The organism is Frateuria sp. GZRR33 (assembly GCF_051900425.1).
Lineage (GTDB): Bacteria > Pseudomonadota > Gammaproteobacteria > Xanthomonadales > Rhodanobacteraceae > Frateuria_A.
In genome coordinates this window covers 510,350-527,601 of record NZ_JBHZGK010000001.1, presented here as the reverse complement: position 1 = coordinate 527,601, position 17,252 = coordinate 510,350, and the positions used below count along the sequence as shown (strand labels likewise).

Annotated in this window: 15 protein-coding genes; 5 read left to right on the top strand and 10 right to left on the bottom strand. The window is 65.1% G+C overall.

The genetic code is table 11. From position 1 onward, the window contains the following. The 3 genes from ACFWZU_RS02430 to ACFWZU_RS02420 all read right to left on the bottom strand — a co-directional run. A partial coding sequence (locus tag ACFWZU_RS02430) for a transposase (protein ID WP_439699821.1) occupies positions 1 to 138 on the bottom strand: 138 nt, incomplete at its 3' end. Next, positions 92 to 748, bottom strand: a complete 657-nt coding sequence (locus tag ACFWZU_RS02425; RefSeq protein ID WP_439699820.1) for an HNH endonuclease — start codon at positions 746 to 748, stop codon at positions 92 to 94. The genes ACFWZU_RS02430 and ACFWZU_RS02425, both read right to left, overlap by 47 nt. 384 nt (positions 749 to 1,132) lie before the next feature. Then, positions 1,133 to 2,329, bottom strand: a complete 1,197-nt coding sequence (locus ACFWZU_RS02420) for a DUF6161 domain-containing protein (protein WP_439699800.1) — start codon at positions 2,327 to 2,329, stop codon at positions 1,133 to 1,135. Between the two features lie 144 nt (positions 2,330 to 2,473). Between ACFWZU_RS02420 and ACFWZU_RS02415 the strand changes: the two genes are divergently transcribed. Then, complete coding sequence (locus ACFWZU_RS02415) at positions 2,474 to 2,827, top strand: hypothetical protein (RefSeq protein ID WP_439699799.1); 354 nt, start codon at positions 2,474 to 2,476, stop codon at positions 2,825 to 2,827. Positions 2,828 to 3,086: 259 nt separating this feature from the next. On the opposite strand, the gene ACFWZU_RS02410 is transcribed toward ACFWZU_RS02415, so the two are convergent. The 4 genes from ACFWZU_RS02410 to ACFWZU_RS02395 form a co-directional block, all read right to left on the bottom strand. Further along, the gene (locus tag ACFWZU_RS02410) at positions 3,087 to 5,066 is read right to left on the bottom strand and encodes a hypothetical protein (protein ID WP_439699798.1); all 1,980 of its coding nucleotides are present in this window, start codon (positions 5,064 to 5,066) and stop codon (positions 3,087 to 3,089) included. Between the two features lie 53 nt (positions 5,067 to 5,119). Continuing rightward, a complete protein-coding gene (locus tag ACFWZU_RS02405; RefSeq protein ID WP_439699797.1) occupies positions 5,120 to 8,722 on the bottom strand; it encodes a methylmalonyl-CoA mutase family protein in 3,603 nt (1,200 codons plus the stop codon). Between the two features lie 180 nt (positions 8,723 to 8,902). After that, complete coding sequence (locus ACFWZU_RS02400) at positions 8,903 to 9,247, bottom strand: hypothetical protein (protein WP_439699796.1); 345 nt, start codon at positions 9,245 to 9,247, stop codon at positions 8,903 to 8,905. A gap of 175 nt (positions 9,248 to 9,422) precedes the next feature. Further along, a complete protein-coding gene (locus tag ACFWZU_RS02395; protein WP_439699795.1) occupies positions 9,423 to 10,388 on the bottom strand; it encodes a transporter in 966 nt (321 codons plus the stop codon). A 102-nt stretch (positions 10,389 to 10,490) separates the two neighbouring features. Here ACFWZU_RS02395 and ACFWZU_RS02390 point away from each other — a divergent pair, with 102 nt between their 5' ends. Continuing rightward, the gene (locus ACFWZU_RS02390) at positions 10,491 to 11,978 is read left to right on the top strand and encodes a PLP-dependent aminotransferase family protein (RefSeq protein ID WP_439699794.1); all 1,488 of its coding nucleotides are present in this window, start codon (positions 10,491 to 10,493) and stop codon (positions 11,976 to 11,978) included. A 9-nt stretch (positions 11,979 to 11,987) separates the two neighbouring features. Here the strand turns inward: ACFWZU_RS02390 and ACFWZU_RS02385 are convergent, their stop codons facing one another. The 3 genes from ACFWZU_RS02385 to ACFWZU_RS02375 all read right to left on the bottom strand — a co-directional run bounded on the left by ACFWZU_RS02385 (position 11,988) and on the right by ACFWZU_RS02375 (position 13,980). Next, entirely contained in the window at positions 11,988 to 12,329 is a 342-nt protein-coding gene (locus tag ACFWZU_RS02385) for a hypothetical protein (protein ID WP_439699793.1), read from the bottom strand. A gap of 114 nt (positions 12,330 to 12,443) precedes the next feature. Further along, entirely contained in the window at positions 12,444 to 13,367 is a 924-nt protein-coding gene (locus tag ACFWZU_RS02380) for an alpha/beta fold hydrolase (RefSeq protein ID WP_439699792.1), read from the bottom strand. Between the two features lie 10 nt (positions 13,368 to 13,377). Then, positions 13,378 to 13,980 (bottom strand): TetR/AcrR family transcriptional regulator, encoded by a 603-nt coding sequence (locus ACFWZU_RS02375; protein ID WP_439699791.1) that lies wholly within the window; start codon positions 13,978 to 13,980, stop codon positions 13,378 to 13,380. 185 nt (positions 13,981 to 14,165) lie between these two features. Between ACFWZU_RS02375 and ACFWZU_RS02370 the strand changes: the two genes are divergently transcribed. The 3 genes from ACFWZU_RS02370 to ACFWZU_RS02360 all read left to right on the top strand — a co-directional run bounded on the left by ACFWZU_RS02370 (position 14,166) and on the right by ACFWZU_RS02360 (position 16,980). After that, positions 14,166 to 14,963, top strand: coding sequence for a M48 family metallopeptidase (locus tag ACFWZU_RS02370; RefSeq protein WP_439699790.1), 798 nt, complete (start codon positions 14,166 to 14,168; stop codon positions 14,961 to 14,963). Between the two features lie 348 nt (positions 14,964 to 15,311). Beyond that, entirely contained in the window at positions 15,312 to 15,650 is a 339-nt protein-coding gene (locus ACFWZU_RS02365) for a YXWGXW repeat-containing protein (RefSeq protein WP_439699789.1), read from the top strand. A gap of 226 nt (positions 15,651 to 15,876) precedes the next feature. Further along, positions 15,877 to 16,980 (top strand): Glu/Leu/Phe/Val dehydrogenase dimerization domain-containing protein, encoded by a 1,104-nt coding sequence (locus tag ACFWZU_RS02360; RefSeq protein WP_439699788.1) that lies wholly within the window; start codon positions 15,877 to 15,879, stop codon positions 16,978 to 16,980. The last annotated feature ends 272 nt before the right edge of the window (positions 16,981 to 17,252 follow it).

The following is a 17,252-nucleotide window of genomic DNA, read 5'->3' as shown; positions in this document are numbered from 1 at the left end:
GCCGCCGAACTTGCTGCGCCACAGGTAGTAGGAGGCTTCGCTGAAGCCGTGTTTGCGGCATAGGTCCTTCACCGCCATGCCGGCTTCCGCCTCACGCAGGAAGCCGATGATCTGCTCTTCGGAAAAGCGTTTCTTCACGTCCAATCTCCTTCGGATGGGGGATTGGACTCCAAACCGGTGTGCTACTCAAAGGCGGGGGGACGTCGCCGTCAAACGACCACTCAAACCGTTTGTAATGATGCGCCAAGGCCTCGGGCGCGGGGTGGTGGCGCGGGTCGGCAGGCATGATGGCCGGTTTACCGTGAAGCGTAGTACTAACCTGCTCATCGATAGCCGAGTACGGACCCTCTCGTCCCCTTGGGTCGAAATATCGAACTGTCCAGTTTGGCCCGATGGTAATCATTCCGTGATCGAAAAGCCGATGATGGATAGAGCAGAGTAGGACGCCATTGGTCGGCGACATTCGTTGTGCGGGAGTGGCTTGAGGCCACGGAATAAGGTGGGCTGCCTCAAGCGCGTCCTGAAAGCTCAAACCACAAATTGCACATCGGTAGTCGTAAGCTCGGAGAAGCGCTTTCCTGAAGATCGACTGAGCCGGACCACGCACCCTGACAAGCGCGTACACATCTTCAGATTGCAATGGGTTGGCTACTAGACGCTCAGCCAAGTCCTCCTCGGTGTCGCCCGAAGCAGCATACAAAAAGGGGTTAGCAATTTCGTCCCAAGGAAAGCTAGTCACTTGCTCCATTCCGGCACCTAGATCGTCTACATCCCAAGCAATAAAACCCTCTCCAGGCAGTCTGTCTGCCGCATTTACCACGAGAATCGTCAAGGGCGGCTTCTTTTCGGACAAACAGTAGTCTTGGATTTCAGACAATACGTAGCGCACAGCACGGTGGTGTATGTCTAGCCGAGAAGCTAGCTCTCCATAGGTGATAGGTGGATTACGTTGCTTAGCAACGCCAGTTAGTATGGGCCAAGCACGGTAGGCACGTTCAGCATGGTTAGGCACGATAACCTCCTTTGGACGTCCCGCGGTCGACTAGAAAAGCGCGCGCCGCTGGAGAAAAATGACCCTGACCCCTTTTTGAATTAACCACGTCCCCTTTATTCGGCTAGTTCTAGTCAGCTGCTAAGGCTTAGCCTTGAAAGCCTGCAACCAATGAATCGGCGGAGTGTCGTCCGTTGCCGTGACTGCTGACTGCCTAAACAAAGCGTTGAGGATGATGCGCCGATCTTCATCGGTCACTACCGATTTACCGGTAGTCTCGTCGCGCATAAGAGAGAGGAAGGTCTTAACCATCGTCTCGCGTTCGGACGCATCTTGAGCGATCGCTAGATTCTCGGAGAGCAAGCGTCCGAGTATCCGCAGAACCCAGACGCCAGCGAATGCTGGCACGAGGACCGGCAAAAGAACTAACACGACCGAAGTGCCGATTGGTTTAATCAAGTGGTCGATAGCCAGCCACGAGAAAAGCGCAAGACCAACTGACAGCGCCAGAGCGAACGCCACGGCATACCAAATGGCCTTAGTCCTGTGAGAGTTCGCCCGGGTACGCCAGTATTCTGTGGGAGCTAAGAGCGCAAGCTTTTCATCATAAATGTGCTTAAGCTCATTCCACTCGTCCTCGCAGCGAGAACGCATTCGATCCCACATCCCAGTGCGTTCTTCAAGGGCGTCCTTGTGCTCTTGAAGATTCGCGCGAGTCGCCAAAGAGTGTTCGTCTATGGTCGTACGCCAAGTCTCAATTTCTGTTTGCGCAGTTCTTTTCAGGGCGGATAGTTCCGAGCGAAGAGCCTTTATAGTTTTTCCGCGAGCATTGTCTAGCCACGCGGCGGATGCACCAGCTCGGACGATTGCGTCCAATGTGTGCGCCCGGTCGAGCAGCTGAGCCCCATTTGGCATGAACGACACCAACAATACGGCGCCAGCATTGGGATCGGCCGCGGCGAGAGCTTGGATGAGGCCAAACTGCGGGTGCTCGGTGCTTAAGACTTGACCCGAGGCGTAATTAGCCAACCGGTTCCTCAAAGCCTGGTGATGGTCGGTGATCTGCTGATTGTCCTGAGGAGTTCGCTCATCAGCAGGCTTATCAAGCAGCGCGCCGAGCACGGTTGCGGTCTGCAGGATGACCACGCATTGCGATCGTTGGGCTTCCCACTGTTGGGCTAGAGCTTGCTGGGTCGGTTTCGCCGACACCCAGGCCGCCTGCTGGAGCGTTGCCCACTCCACGACGTCCGACACGCGCGCGAACTCTTTAACGTGGTCCGTAGCGAAGAACGTGATCGGGATCGGAGACGGCAGAAGAGGAGAGGTCTTGCTATCCATGGCTTGCTCCTTCACGTTTTCGCGGCGTGCTTGCGGGTCACGGTAACAGCCTCTAGGTTAGCTGATCCGTCCGACCTGGATCCCCAGCGCTAGCTATACGGCAATGTGGAACCCGTCCTCCGCCACCAACGATGGAGACTTGCTTTGAACTTTTCATTTCACATTGGTAGCAAAGAAATATGGTTCGACGTAGAGGCCAAAGATGACGCCCACCTGGACGAATTGTCCTTCGTGGGGCTCATAGAAAACAAATTCAACGGAATCGTGAGTTCCGCTCGCCGAGATGGGCGCGGAGTAAATGCGATATATGAGATCAAGCTTCGTTTCCGCGAATTCGACGAATACTCGCACGCCCAGGCGCATTGCTCGGCCAACCTGGATAAGGATGGCCGCATCGCCAAACATTACATTGGGGCACTTCAATATGCGGATCCCAACCATCGTCACGCGCAGGAATTGAAATCCCTAGCGGAGGCAGGTCATACGTCGCCGCATTAATCCAAGTGATGGGCCAAACTCGACGCCGTAAGTTCATGCAGCTCTTGTAAACAAAGTCTCACCAGCTCCACTAACCGATCGGGGGTGATCACAGTGCTTATGAGCATGCTCTACAGGCTCTCTCAAAGAGCCAGCCGGGGCGAACGGGTCAGGTTCACTTCAACTCGCAGGAAATGAACCTGCCGCCGCTTTTCCCCTTCCGGCACGAACCGACCCCGCTTCTTAGGTCGCCGTTATGTGACAGCGAATGCCACCTGTGCTAGATGGAAGCGTCTCGATCGGCGAGAAGAAGCTCATTGAAGCGCGCCGTGCCGATCCCGGGTTCGTTTGCCTCGCGCAGCATGAGCGCCTCACAGACGAGGTGCTTCAGGGATATCACCGGAATCTCGCTGGTGTCGTTCTCGTCGGCCCAAAGGTGAGTCATTCCATAGACCTGGCGGAAATCCCTTCGGTCGCCGTAGGTGTACCTCAGGGAGCCGCGCCCTACATTCAGCTTCGGCAGAGTCCAGCAGACGTGCAGATCTATATCCTGCGGTCGTTTTTTTGCCTCGTCGAAGTCGAGGAGAAGATCTTGGAACTGCTGTTTAAACTCAATCACTTTAAGCGCTCCACCGCGGTGTGCGTCTGGTGCCTGCACCGAAAGGGCGTCGTCGTGGTTGGTAACCTGAGCGGAAGAATCGTCAATCGTGATCAGGCCGTCATAACGATTAAAGCCAGAGAGCGCAGCGAGCGTGTAGCCTTTCAGGACGCTCGCCGACAATAAGCCCGTAAATAAGGCGATTACGTCCTGCTCAGAGTCAGGGTCCACCAGGAGCGGCGACCGCGAGCCGAGCCTTTCGAATAGCGTCCGAACGATGGAGCCTGACATCCTCTCCTCTACTTTGCTGCGCCAAGAATCGAGGTCGATGGCCGGCTCGGACCGCTGCTTCTTTTTCATCGCCCAGCGGAAGTCAGCGAGTTGAGTCATCGCTCGGACGGTCAGCTTGCGAACGACTTCGGACACCACCTCACTGGCAGGAATCTTGCGCCCGGTGTCAAGCTCAAGCTTCTTGAATGCGCAGAGAGCGTGCGCCTGCCTCGCGAGACCTGTGTTGCTCGTAAGATCGAACTCGAGCATTCTACCTTGAGGGACTCCATCCACCGCCAAGCGCACGCCATATCGAACCTGCTTCGCGCGCGTACCCGTGCGATTGTGTACTTCGCCTAAGACGTCCGTGGAGTAGGCAAAAAATACATCAAGAAAGTCGAAGTTCGCCTCCAGAACCTCGGACTCCTCTTCAGTAAAGTCAATTGGTGGACTGAGGCGCAGCACCTGTTCCTTGTTCCAGCGCAACCTAAGGGCCTGATGTTTCCCTGCGTGGGTCCAACTCCGACTGGCTTCCGGAGTCGAGAGGATGTCTTCAACGTCCTTGTGTACTGCAAAAACACGCCACGGGTAGGGGTATCCGAGATGGTTTCTAGTTCGGTCATACGGCCCTAGCACCCAGGTCGTCTTTGTAACCTCCACACCATCGTCCAACCAGACGTTGATTGTCGGGGTAAAACTAGACAGCGGGTTGACCTGTCCGAGGGCGGTTTTGGCGGCCAGATACGTCGCCCACTTCTTCGCCTCGCGCTCTTTGTCTAAATCGTTGATAACGATGTGCGAAAGGCTTTTGGGTTTGCCGCCGGCGTGAAACTCGTAATACACGGCCGTGCCGCGCTGGAAGTTGAGCAGGTCAGCAACCGCCGGAGGACAGGTCATGGCGTTTTCAACACGCGGTACCGGCTCCTGGCTCCCCATCACCCAGGCGTAGGCGCCCGATACGGTTGCCTGGGAGACAGCGCCCGAAGCATCCCGCGTCAGGAACCCGACCTTGTTCGAGGCGGCAAAAAAGAAAGATGCTCCCACGCCCTTGTATCCAATAGAACGGCCCAGCGCCTTTTCTGCGGAATACCCCGGAGCCGTGAACCGTCGTGCAACGTTAGGCGCCATCCCAGTGCCGTTGTCGACGACCATCAGGTAGTGGGGGTCACCGCCCGCACGTCTACCAATTACAACGGTAATGGTTGGGACTTCCCCCGGGCGGTACAACTGCCTCGCGTTTGCAATGAGGAGAGAGTCCCACGCGTTCTGAATAACTTCCGCAAAGACGTCTGCCTCATCGGCGTATGACGTCAAGAGGTTCCGCAGCTCCCGTTTGCGAAGCCGTGCCAGCTCCTCTGCCGACGTCGCGTCGGCCAGTCCAAATACATCCATTTCGCCCCCTTCCTCGCTCAAGTAAACGCCAACCGGCCTGACTAAACTACTCGTTACATATTCCGCCGATACTCCCCACCCACGTCATACAACGCGTGGCTGATCTGCCCCAACGAGTTGTACTTCACTGCCTCGACCAACTGCTCGAAAACGTTCTTCCGCTCCCGTGCCGTCTGCTGCAACCGCTTGAGGCTCTCCGGCGCCAACCCATTCCGCGCCTCCCCGAACGCCCGCACGTTGGCAATCTGCTGCCCCTTCTCCTCCTCCGTGGAGCGAATGAGCTCGATCTCGGTGGCCACTTCGCCGCCGTGTTCCTTCGGCAGGAAGGTGTTCACGCCGATCAGCGGCAGCGAGCCGTCGTGCTTCTTGTGTTCGTAATACAGCGACTCCTCCTGGATCTTGCCGCGCTGGTACATGGTGTCCATGGCGCCGAGCACGCCACCGCGCTCGCTGATCGCCTCGAACTCCTTGTAGACGGCTTCTTCCACCAGGTCAGTCAGCTCCTCGACCACGTAGCTGCCCTGCCAGGGGTTCTCGTTGAAGTTGAGGCCCAGTTCCTTGTTGATGATCATCTGGATCGCCACGGCGCGGCGCACGCTCTCTTCGGTCGGCGTGGTGATGGCTTCGTCGTAGGCGTTGGTGTGCAGGCTGTTGCAGTTGTCGAACAGCGCGTAGAGCGCCTGCAGCGTGGTGCGGATGTCGTTGAACTGGATCTCCTGCGCGTGCAGCGACCGGCCGGAGGTCTGGATGTGGTACTTCATCATCTGGCTGCGCGGGCTGGCGCCGTAGCGCTCGCGCATGGCGCGGGCCCAGATGCGGCGGGCGACGCGGCCGATGACGGTGTACTCCGGGTCCATGCCGTTACTGAAGAAGAAGCTCAGGTTCGGCGCGAAGTCGTCGATGTGCATGCCCCGGGCGAGGTAGTACTCGACGATGGTGAAGCCGTTGCTGAGGGTGAAGGCGAGCTGGCTGATCGGGTTCGCGCCGGCTTCGGCGATGTGGTAGCCGGAGATCGACACCGAGTAGAAGTTGCGGACCTTGTGCTCGACGAAGTACTGCTGGATGTCGCCCATCATGCGCAGGGCGAATTCGGTGGAGAAGATGCAGGTGTTCTGTGCCTGGTCTTCCTTGAGGATGTCGGCCTGCACGGTGCCGCGCACGGCGGCCAGGGTTTCGGCTTTGATGCGGGCGTAGGTCTCGGCGTCGACGAGCTGGTTGCCGGTGACGCCGAGCAACCCTAAGCCCAAACCGTCGTTGCCCTTCGGTAGTTCACCCGAATAGCGCGGGCGCTCGCGGCCTTCGTAGAGCTTGGCGATCTTCTTTTCGGCCTCGGCCCAGCGGGCGGCGTCGGCCTTGAGGTACTTCTCCACGTTCTGGTCGATCGCGGTGTTCATGAACATCGCCAGGATCATCGGCGCCGGGCCGTTGATGGTCATGGAGACCGAGGTGGTCGGCGCGGACAGGTCGAAGCCGGAGTAGAGCTTCTTCATGTCGTCCAGGGTGGCGATGTTGACGCCGGAGTTGCCGATCTTGCCGTAGATGTCCGGGCGCGGGGCCGGGTCTTCGCCGTACAGGGTGACCGAGTCGAACGCGGTGGACAGGCGCGTGGCGGCGCCGCCCTGGCTCAGGTAGTGGAAGCGGCGGTTGGTGCGCTCCGGGGTGCCCTCGCCGGCGAACATGCGGGTGGGGTCTTCGCCGGTGCGGCGGTACGGGTAGACGCCGCCGGTGTAGGGGTAGTGGCCGGGGAGGTTTTCCTTGCCGAGGAAGAGCAACTGGTCGCCCCAGCTTTCGGTCTTGGGCGGGGCGACTTTCGGGATCTTCTGGTGGCTCAGGGATTCGCGATAGTTCTCCACGCGGATGGTCTTGCCGCGGACCTGGTATTCGTTGACGTCCTTGGTGACCGATTCGCGCAGGGCGGGCCAATCGCGCAGGAGATGAACCGACTCGCTGGTCAGTTCCTTGATCGCTTCGTTGTAGCGTTGGCGAAGGAGCGCGAGGGTGCGGTCTACCGCAAGGTCTCCCCCATCCGCCCTTCGGGCACCTTCCCCCGCGGGCGGGGGAAGGATCTGGGTGTGGTCGTAGAGGTCCAGCGGGCGCGGGAGCGCGTCGTCCTCCAGTTCCTTGAGGGATTCGTAGTAGTGCTGGGCCTTGCTGGCGGCTTCGGCCTGGCGGGCGATGGAGCTGTTGATGCCCCTGCCCTGCTCGGCGATCTCGGCGAGGTAGCGCACACGGCTGCCGGGGATGAGGACGGTGGCGCGCGGTTCCTTGAGGCTGGTGTCGAGGTCTGGCTGGAAACTGCAGTTCGGGCTGCCGATGGCGTGGGGGGAAGAAATGGGGTCAGAGTCATTTTTCGACCCCTGTCCCTCGTTCTTGCCTGCGCCTTCGTTCGAAAAATGACTCTGACCCCATTTCTTCTCGCGCAGCAGGCGGCACAGGTTGGCGAACATCCAGGTCACGCCCGGGTCGTTGAACTGGCTGGCGATGGTCGGGTAGACCGGCACGTCCTCGTCCTTCAGGGCGAAGGCGGTGCGGTTGCGCTTCCACTGCTTGCGCACGTCGCGCAGGGCGTCTTCGGCGCCGCGCTTGTCGAACTTGTTGAGCACGATCAGCTCGGCGAAGTCGATCATGTCGATCTTCTCGAGCTGGCTGGCGGCGCCGTAGTCGGACGTCATCACGTACATCGGGAAGTCGACGAGATCCACGATCTCCGAGTCGCTCTGACCGATGCCGGCGGTTTCCACGATGACCAGGTCGTAGGGCTGGCTCTTGAGGAAGGCGATGCAGTCCTTGAGCACCTCGTTGGTGGCCATGTGCTGGCGGCGGGTGGCCATGGAGCGCATGTACACGCGGTGGGAGCGCAGGGAGTTCATGCGGATGCGGTCGCCCAGCAGCGCGCCGCCGGAGCGGCGGCGGGTCGGGTCGACGGCGAGCACGGCGATGCGCATTTCGGGGAAGGCGTGCAGGAAGCGCAGCAGCAGTTCGTCCACCACCGAGGACTTGCCGGCGCCGCCGGTGCCGGTGAGGCCGAGCACCGGGGTCTTGCGGCCGGCGAGGTCCCATTCCTTGCGCAGGCGGGTGAGTTCGGTTTCGCCCAGGCGGGCTTCCTCGATGTCGGTGAGCATGTGACCGACGGAGATCTCGTCGTCGATGTCGACCTTCGGCACGCCCGGCTGCTCGGCCTTCAGGCGCGCCGCCTGCGCGGCGCGGGTGCGCTGCATGACGTCCTCGATCATCTCGGTCAGGCCCATCTTCATCCCGTCGTTGGGGTGGTAGATGCGCTCGACGCCGTAGGCCTGCAGTTCGCGGATCTCTTCCGGGGTGATGGTGCCCCCGCCGCCGCCGAACACGCGGATGTGGCTGGCGCCGCGCTCGCGCAGCATGTCCACCATGTACTTGAAGTACTCGACATGGCCGCCCTGGTAGGAGGACAGCGCGATGGCGTCGGCGTCTTCCTGCAGCGCGGCGCGCACGACGTCTTCCACCGAGCGGTTGTGGCCCAGGTGGATCACCTCGGCGCCCTGGCTCTGGATGATGCGGCGCATGATGTTGATCGCCGCGTCGTGCCCGTCGAACAGGCTGGCGGCGGTGACGAAACGCAGCGGGGTGGTTTCGGCCTGCGCGGCGGCGGCGGGGACGTGGCTGGCGGGGGAACTCATGGGGACTCCGACATCTCTAGCTCTGAACCCCTCGATTCTAGTGGATCGGGGTCAAGAGCGCGGTCGTGCCTTTCCCGCGGGCGGGCGACCCGGGACGGTCCGTGAAATCCCCTGTCAGTGGCCGGCCCCAAACGACGAGGCCCCCGGTGATCGGGGGCCTCGGCTGTGTCGGGTGTGCAGCTAGTGGCCGCTACTGCCCTTGCTGCCGCTGGAGTTGTTGACATATCCCACCGGCGGAGCGGGCGCGGGTTGAGGTTCGCTTGGCATGCGGTCGCGCAGTGAAGACGTTTGGCCGGCTTCCCTGGAGATTCGCACCGTGCGCTCCGCCTGAGCGAGCTCGCCGGCATCAAGGAGGCCGTCGTGGTTGCGGTCGAAGTTCGCGAAATGCTGCTTGAGCATGGACAAAGGCGGCACTTCGATGCGACTGAGGCGCTGATCGTGATTGGTATCGAGCCTGCTGAAATCCGCAGGCAGCTGGGACGCTGCCACTACCGGGGCGACACCCGCAAACAAGAGGATCGCCATCGACCTTTTCGGGTTTCCCATATGCCTGTCTCCTTTGGTTGTCCCAGGAGGGCTTGGTGAACCATCCAGGGATACGGCGGGCCGGTTGTCCATCAGGGCCGTTATGCTCCCGGCATCAGCGCATGTCAAACCCGCGACATCGGCTGATCCGCACCTTGCTGGCGCCACGGCTGGTTCAGTGGACGATGTTGACGGCGATGGCCGGTGTGACCGAGCGGGTGACGTTGTGCCCGCCGGGGATCACGCGCACGCCGAGCAGCACGCCGACGTTGGCGTTGAAGTTGTACTCCACCGCGGGCGCGAAGCCGAACGCCTCGCTGCGGCCGGAGCTCGCGTGCACGGGTGTCGCCGGCAGGCCGAGCGGGTCGTCGACGCCGACCACGCGGGTGGCGTCGCTGCGGCTGTAGGTGAGATCGAGCGCGAGCACCCAGCGGAGGGTGAGGCTGTATTCGAAGGCGGTGGCGACGTAGAACGCGTCGCCCGGCGTGGCGCGGCCGTGGAAGTCGGGGCCGGGGCCGTAGCTGCTCGCGCCGTCCAGGTCGGCATGCCGCGCGAAGGTCCAGGTGGCGTTGAAGCGCACGCGCAGGATGCGGCCGTTGGGCATCCAGAAGTAGCTCTGCGCGTTGAGGCCCAGCGTGGTCGCCCAGGCGCCGCCGCCCATGCCGTCGGCGGCCCGCGCCAGGCGCTTGTAGCGGCCGGTCGGCACGGCTTCCTGCAGCATGATGGCCAGGGTGGGGAACCAACTGCCTTCGTGGAACCGCGTCAGGCGGTATTGCGCCTGCAGGATCTGGTCGCCCGCGCCGATGCCTGAGCTGTTCGGGCCGTGGTGCAGGCCGTTGTAGCCGACGATCGGGATGGCGCCGACGGTGAGGTCGTCGGTCAGGCCGTAGAGCACGTAGGCGCGCGAGCCGAAGCCGTCGTTGCCGCGGGTCTGCACGTCATAGACGTAGGGTTCGATGAGGACGTGCCCGCGCGGCAGCGTCTCGGCCGAGTTGGCGAGCATCGGCCCGGTCCACCAGGCGTCGTCGCGGGACTGGCGCGGGGCGTCCTGGGCGAACACGGCACCCACCGCGAGCCAGGCGAGCAGGCCGCCGAGCAGGCGCCGCCTGCGCCGCTTCACCGCTTGCCGTTCGATGCCCATGCCGCCTCCACCGTGCCCCGGAAACACGCACCTTAGGCGCCACAGTGGCTTGCGCGAATAGCCACTTCGCTATGATCCGGCATGACCACTTGGGACCCGCGCATGAAACGCGTATCCGCCAGCCTGCTGCCGCCGATCGCGCTCGATCCGGATGGCGACGTGCCCATCTATCGGCAGCTGTCGGAGTGGTTCCGGCGCGCCATCGTCGAGGGGCAACTCCAGCCGGGCCAACGCGTGCCATCGACGCGGGCACTGGCCGGCGAGCTGAAGGTCTCGCGCCTGCCGGTGCTAAGCGCCTACGAGCAATTGCACGCCGAAGGTTACCTGGAGACGTTCACCGGGGCCGGCACCTGCGTGGCCGCTGCGATCCCGTTGGGCAGGCCGGACAAACCGCGCCGGTCGCGCGGTTCCCCGGTGTCGGCGGCGCCTTCGCCCGGCCGCCGGATCGCGGCGCGCGCCGCGGCCATGGCGGGCCCCGAGCAGACCTGGCTCGACAGCCAGGGCGCCCTCCGCGTGGGCCTGCCGGCGCTGGACGCCTTTCCCCACCAGGCGTGGGCGCGCCTGCTCAGCCGGCACGCGCGCGGCGTGGATGCCGAATCGCTGGTCTACGGCGATCCGCTCGGCTACCTGCCGCTGCGCGAGGCGGTCGCCGACTACCTGCGCACCGTGCGCGCGGTACGGGCCGATGCCTCGCAGGTGATGATCACCACTGGCGCGCAGCATGGCGTGCAGGTGTGCACCCACGTCCTGCTCGACGACGGCGACAGCGCCTGGATGGAGGAGCCGGGCTATCCGGGCGCGCACCAGGCGCTGGCGGCGGTGGGCGCGAAGGCCGTGCTTGTGCCGGTCGACGAGGACGGGCTCGACGTGGCCGAAGGGATCCGCCGCGGGCCGGATGCGCGGATTGTCTACCTCACGCCGTCACACCAGTTTCCGCTGGGCGTGACCATGAGTGCCTCGCGGCGCATGCAACTGCTGCAATGGGCGGCGCGCGAAGGACGCTGGATCGTCGAGGACGACTACGACAGCGAATACCGCTTCGGCGGCAAGCCGGTGCCGTCACTGCAGGGACTCGATGCGGACGGGCGGGTGATCTACGTGGGCACCTTCAGCAAGGTGATGTTCCCCGCCCTGCGGCTGGGCTGGCTGGTGGTGCCGAAGGACCTGGTGCCCGCCTTCCGCGCGGCGCGCGATGCGCTCGACACCTGCTCGGCCATGCTGCCGCAGCGGGCGATGACCGACTTCATCCGCGAGGGCCATTTCGCCCGGCACATCCGACGCATGCGCACGCTGTACGCGGCCCGCCGCGCGGCGCTGCTGGCGTCGATCGAGCGCCACCTCCCGGGCCGGCTGCAGGTGGTCGGCGCGGAGGCGGGGATGCAGCTCGCCGCGTTGTTGCCGCCGGGCGTGGACGACATCGCGCTCTCGCGCGCCGCCGCGCGGGAAGGCGTTTCCGTGCGGCCGCTGTCGCCATGCTGGCGCGGGCCGGGCGCGCGCCACGGGCCGATCCTCGGCTACGGCGGCACGGACGCGCACGCCATCGACGAGGGCATCCGCCGGCTGGCGTGCTGCCTGCAGGGCTCGCGCTGACGGTTGGCCTCAGCCCCCCGAATGCCGCGGAGCCGGCGTGCTGTCGCTTCCGCCGGCGTGGCCGCCGGCATGCAGGGCCGCCTGGGCCGCGGCGAACTCGTGCGCGTCGAGCGAGCCGTCCTGGTTGGCGTCGTAGGTGGACAGGCGGGTACGCAGCAGCGGCATGTCGGCCGGGATCTCGGAACGGGAGAGGTGCCCGTCCTGGTTCTTGTCCAGGCTCTGGAAGGATGCGCCGTTATCACTGCTGGCGGCGCCTGCCGCAGCCTCCTGCGCGGATGCCGCGCCCGCCGCGACGATCAGGGCGAACGCGACCGCGCCGCCTCCGAGGGTCAGGAAACGCCGGGTCTTCATACGTGTTCTCCTTTCGGCCAACGATCGGATGCGCGCCCCTGGGGCACGCTCGCCGACACTGCGCCGGAAGGAGTGAAGTACGGCTAAAGGACGCGTGCAGCGGCCCGCGCCCGTTCAGGCCAGTCCGTAAGGGAGATTGGCCGAGGCCACCACGCGCGCTCCCACCGTTTCGCCACGGGCGAAAGCGAGCACGGCCTCGACCACTTCCGGTGCGTCCAGCACGCGGTGGTGGCCCAGGCCCTGCGTGGTGAGCAGGCGGGCGCCGGGCCAGTGGCGGGCGTAGCGCTCGCCCTCTTCCCACGGCACGTCGGCGTCGTCCAGGTCATGCACGATCAGGCCGGGCTGACCAAGCGCGGTGACGTGGCGGTGCATCTGCAGCTCATCCACGGTGATGCCGGTGCGGTTGACCAGCCAGGCGTAGAACGGGCGGCGCAGGCGCTCGCCCAGGCGCACGAAGCGGAAGTAGCGGGTGGTGGCGGCATGCATGTCGGCCGCCGGCGCGATCAACGCCAGCCGGCGCGCACGCCACTGTTCGCCCTGGGCCAGCGCGGCGGCAGCGCCGCCGAGCGAGTGGGCGATCGCCAGCTCCGCGTCGCCGTAGTGGCGGCCCACCGCGCGCACGGTGTTAGCGAACTCCGGCAGCGTGCAGTAGTCGCCGGTACTCAGGCCATGGCCGGGCTGGTCGAAGCTCACCACGGCATAGCCGAGCGCGCGCAGGCGCTCGATCCACGGCAGGAAGCGCAGCCCGAAGCTCGACCATCCGTGCACCAGCAGCACGTACGGCTGCGTGGCCGGGTCGCCCCAGACGTAGGTCGCGATGGACTGGCCGTTGACCGGCAGGGTCTCCCGCCGCATCGCCGCGTCGGGCGTGGCGGCACGGGCGCGTACGCGGCTGCTGGCGAAGGGCTTGGCGAACAGCCGTGCGGCACGATCGGCCGTGCGCCGCGGCGCCAGAGCGCCGCCGAGGGCGAAGCTGGTGCGGACGGTGGCGAGCTTGAAGCGGGCGGCCAGGCCCGGACGGCGCATCACGGTGGACATGGGTCGATCCTCAAGGTTGCCAGCTGCGCCACAGGCGCTCGAAGGCGGCGTGGACGCGCCCGATGGCCTGCTCGAAGCCGAACAGTCCGGCGTCGTGGTGGAGGCCGAGCATCAGGGCGTAGATCTCGAAGGCGAGCTGCGGCGCGTCGGTGTCGGCACGCAGGTGGCCGGCGGCCACGGCCTGGGCGATGCCTTTTTCCAGCTCGCCGCGCCAGCCGGCCTGTTGCGCGACGACGGCGTCGTGCAGCGGGCCTTCGCGCCCGTCGTATTCGCCCGCGGCGGTGAGCAGCACGCAGCCGCTGGTGTGCATGCGGCCCCACTCGCACCACTGGGCGACGATCGCGCGCAGGCGCGGCAGGCCGCGCGGTGCGGACAGCGCCGGCATCAGCACGTGGGCCATGAAGCGGCGGGCGGCCGCATCCAGCACGGCCAGCTGCAAGTCTTCGCGCGATCCGAAATGGGCGAACACGCCGCTCTTGGACATGCCCACGTCGGTGGCGAGCGTGCCGATCGACAGGCCCTCGAGCCCGCCCACGCGGGCCAGTTCGTAGGCGTGTTCCAGGATGAGCTCGCGGGTGGCGAGGCCTTTGGCGGGGGCAGTCGTGGCGGTCATGCGGTGCACAATAGCACGACCGTTCGTTCTATTAAAGAGGCAGTTTTCTGTAGGAGCGCACCCGGGCGCGACCGGATGCATGGCGGTCGCGCACAGTTGCGCTCCTGCAGGAGACCGCGCGTTCATCGGATCTAGGCGGGCGCTGCGGCTATCCTCCGGTGCTGCCACCGCAAAGGAGACGCCTCATGAAGCCCCGCCTGCTGATCGCCGCAGCCCTCGCCTCACTGCTTGCCGGCTGCGCCACCTCGCCCACCGGACGCTCGCAACTGATGGTGGTGTCCGATGCGCAGATGAGCCAGATGGGCCTGGCCTCGTTCAACCAGATGCGGCAGCAGGGCAAGTTCGCCAACGCGCCGAAGGAGCGCGCCTACGCCACCTGCGTCGCGAAGGCGCTGGTCTCGGTGCTGCCGCCGCCGTGGAACACCCAGCAATGGGAAGTGCAGATCGTCGACGACAACACCGCCAACGCCTTCGCACTGCCCGGCGGCCGCATCGGCGTGAACCAGGGCATGTTCAAGGTGGCGAGCAACCAGGACCAGTTGGCGGTCGTGCTCGGGCACGAGCTCTCCCACGTGGTCGCCCGCCACGGCGCCGAGCGCGTGTCCGACAACATGGCGGCGCAGGCGGCGGTGACCGCTGGCAGCATCTACGCCGGCACGCGCGGCGCGGACGCCGGCAACGTCGCCGCCCTGCTCGGCGCAGGCGCGACGGTGGGCGTGCTGCTGCCGTTCTCGCGCACGCAGGAAGCCGAAGCCGACACCCTGGGCCAGCGCTACATGGCCAAGGCCGGCTTCGACCCGCGCGCGGCGGTCACGCTTTGGGACAAGATGGAGAAGCAGGGCGGCGGCGGCACGCCCGCGTTCCTCTCCACCCACCCGGCGCCGAACAAGCGCGCGCAGGTGCTGGGCCAGCAGGCGCAGCAACTGCTGCCGGTGTACCAGCAGGCGCGGGCGAGCGGGCATTCGCCCAACTGCAAGATGTAAAGCGTTTCCCTGTTCGCGCGGGGCTGCGGCAACGGCGCCCCCATCCGCCTTCCCCGCGTTCGCGGGGGGAAGGCTCGAATGGCTCCAGCGCGGCTCTCTTCCGCTCACGGGAAGGTGCGAGGGACGGCAGCCTGGGTCCTTCCCCGGGTCATGGGGAAGTGCGAGACGCCGCAGCCTGGTCCCTCCCCCGTTCACGGGGGAACGTGCCCGACAGCGGATGGGGGAAGCCTTGCGGGAAGCCAACAGCCTGCTGTCCGCTGAACGCACGTGAGCCATACGTCAACACGCCACGCCCCGCCCCGTTCTCCGGACTGCACGCCGCCACGCGCGGCGCCCACGGAGAACACGATGCGTTCCATCACCCGTCCCCTCGCGCTGCTCGCCGGCCTCGGCCTGGCGTTCGGTACGGCCGCCTATGCCCCGACCGCGCAGGCCAGCCCCCATGCGACGGTCGGCGTGCGCATCGGCGTGCCGCCTCCGCCACCGCCGGTGCGGGTGGTGCACGTGCGGCCCCGCCCGGGCTACGTGTGGGCGCCGGGCTACTGGCGCTGGAGCCCGCACATCCACCGGCATGTGTGGCGGGAGGGCTACTGGGTGCGCGAGCGTCCCGGCTACCGTTACCGCCCGGAGCGCTGGGAACGGCACGGCCGCGACTGGCGTTTCCACCGCGGCCACTGGCACCGCTGACGGTGAAGGCCGGGCGCCCCTGGCGTCCGGCTTGCTGCGCCGCGGAAACGGCCAGGGCGCCGACGTACTAAACTAGTCGACTGAATTGACCGCCCCGGCCCTTGCCGGGGCTTTGACTTTCAAGCGTTTTCTGCCGCTTACGGCGGTCCGCGCTGGATCGGCCCGCCACCTTTCCGCGACACGCCATTCCCCGTGGCTGCCGCCCACTCGTGGAGTCATCGTTCCAATGATCTTTGAAACCATCGCCAAGACGGGTCACGAAGAAGTCGTCTTCTGCCACAACCAGGACGCCGGCCTGAAGGCCATCATCGCGATCCACAACACGGTGCTGGGCCCGGCGCTCGGCGGTCTGCGCATGTGGCCGTACAAGACCGAGCAGGACGCGGTCAACGACGTGCTGCGCCTGTCGCGCGGCATGACCTACAAGAACGCCGTGGCCGGCCTGAACCTGGGCGGCGGCAAGGCGGTGATCATCGGCGATCCGTCCAAGGACAAGTCCGAGGCGCTGTTCCGCGCGTTCGGCCGTTTCGTCAACTCGCTGGGCGGCCGCTACATCACCGCCGAGGACGTCGGCATCGACGTCAACGACATGGAATATGTGTTCCGCGAGACCGAGTACGTGACCGGCGTGCACCAGGTGCACGGCGGTTCGGGCGATCCGTCGCCGTTCACCGCCTACGGCACGCTGCAGGGCCTGATGGCCGCGCTGAACTTCAAGCACGGCAACGAGGACGTCGGCAAGTACAGCTACGCCGTGCAGGGCGCCGGCCACGTCGGTTCGGAGTTCATCAAGCTGCTGCGCGAGCAGGGCGCCAAGGTGTTCGTCACCGACATCAACAAGGATGCGGTGCAGCGCTGCGTCGACGAGCTGGGTTGCGAGGCGGTGGGCCTGGACGAGATCTACGACGTCGACGCCGACGTCTACTCGCCGTGCGCGCTGGGCGGCACGGTCAACGAGCAGACCATCGACCGCATCAAGGCCAAGATCATCTGCGGCGCGGCGAACAACCAGCTGGCCACCGACGCGATCGGCGACGAGCTGAACAAGCGCGGCGTGCTGTACGCGCCGGATTACGCGGTCAACGCCGGTGGCGTGATGAACGTGTCGCTCGAGATCGACGGCTACAACCGCGAACGCGCCATGCGCATGATGCGCACGATCTACTACAACCTGGGCCGGATCTTCGAGATCTCCAAGACGCAGGGCGTGCCGACCTACAAGGCCGCCGATCGCCTGGCCGAGGAGCGCATCGAGTCCATTGGCAAGATCAAGCTGCCGCACATGGGCAATGGCGGTACGCGCTTCCAGGGGCGCATGCGCGGGCAGTGATGCTTTCGCGTTGACGAAAGGGCCGCCGGTTGGCGGCCTTTTTGTTTGTGCCGGGTCCAGGCGAGGCTTCCCCCATCCGCCTGTCGGCACCTTCCCCCGTGAACGGGGGAAGGCCCACTGGCGGGCGCTCCGCAACTTGGTCCTCTCCCGTCAACGGGGCAGGCTCACTGGGTGGGCGCACCGCAGCTTGATCCTTCCCCCGCTCACCGGGGGAAGGTGCCCGAAGGGCGGATGGGGCAAGGCTTGCCGCAAGCCACACGACCGACCGCGCT